Annotated in this window: 2 protein-coding genes; both read right to left on the minus strand. The window is 42.5% G+C overall.

Annotated elements, in window-relative coordinates; genetic code table 11:
- Window positions 1–14: 14 nt before the first annotated feature.
- Window positions 15–1,055, minus strand: a complete 1,041-nt coding sequence (locus A3757_RS18850; RefSeq protein WP_068510878.1) for a polysialyltransferase family glycosyltransferase — start codon at window positions 1,053–1,055, stop codon at window positions 15–17.
- Between the two features lie 17 nt (window positions 1,056–1,072).
- Window positions 1,073–1,369 (minus strand): hypothetical protein (locus A3757_RS27010; RefSeq protein ID WP_197470132.1); only part of this gene is annotated, 297 nt, incomplete at its 5' end.

Raw genomic sequence — 1,369 nt, forward strand, 5'->3', positions numbered from 1 at the left:
TTAAGTGTTAATGCTTATTCCAATGAATAGCTTTTCTTTATCCCAAGAGCGCTGAATAAGTCATTCATTTGCTGACTAGCCACCTCACAGCTTAATGTTTCAACACGAATATCCGGCCTCAACCACTTGGCAGACAGCAAGGTTGTCGAGATATCGCCCAAAACAAGCACGTCATCTCCCAGCAGAGGCAAGATAAGCTCAAAGCCTATATTTTTATCGATACGGGTTGAACCTGGAAACATCTCATCGAGCAAGTCAAGGTTAGTACTCCTCGGGTGAGCCTTGACCCCAATGTCACGAGGGGAGAAAGTTTCTAACAATCGCTTATAGGCACTTGTTAGACTATCCGGCTGCCTCATATAACTAGCCTCATGAGGCAAAGTAATCAACACCTTAATCGCATCGAAACAGCTTAAATCGACCTTTCTATCATCAAGTAAACTTTTAGAAAGCTGTTTAAATTGATCAGATGAGAACAAATCTGTGTTGAGCGCTAAGCGCTTCTTTTCCTGCAACAGAGGGTGAGCATACTCAGGGAACGCCAAATAGGCTTTTGAAATCCAAGCAGAAGAGCCTATTGTCAGGGCGTTCTTCCACCAGGTTCCGTATACGAGTTTCTTAAGAAAAGGATCCAGAAAACGGTGAGCGAAGCTATTCATTGATTTGTGGCCAATATAGCTCACCGCACCATCATCCATGTAAATACCGGTCGCACGTCTACCCGATTGACTGGCAACATGCATCGCATACTGAAACTCTACTCGGCGATCATTTCCAGTATAAATTTGTTTACTCGAATCCGAAGCAAACAAAACATCAATCCGTTTCATGACCTCCCGACGATGCTGTATCTTTCCGAGACCTTTATCATTCGCTAAAGAAACGGTTTCTTGAAACAATCCCTTTACTTGCTCAATCGCTAGAGTGAAGGATTTGGCCAAATCCAGGTTTTTTGAAACAATTACAGCTATGTTTTCTTGTCCTTGATTTTCAATTGCTAAGTTAGAGGCAATAAAAAAGTGTAAAGGAGAGGATATGAAATAGTAGTTTTTCATCGCGTCGTCAGCACCGGCTATTCTTGCATGTGTCTGATCTTGCTACGCACTTTAGATATATTGGAATCCTGCGCATAACGCCCTTTCGTCACATGACGAATTTGAAAGACACCATCAATATCTAGAGGGGTTCCTTCCGACTTAATCAGCCATTTGAACGCTGTATCTTCATAAGTTTTACGCCAGGTTAGCGTTTCGGTCTGGAAGATTCTTATTTTTTCACAATAGCCAATCGCCCGAGCTACATCACCATGTACAATCTGAAAAGCGCCTTTTGCTTTATCACGAGTATGAGAGCTAAAGTTCGCGGTTTC

The sequence above is a fragment of the Oleiphilus sp. HI0117 genome, assembly GCF_001635235.1.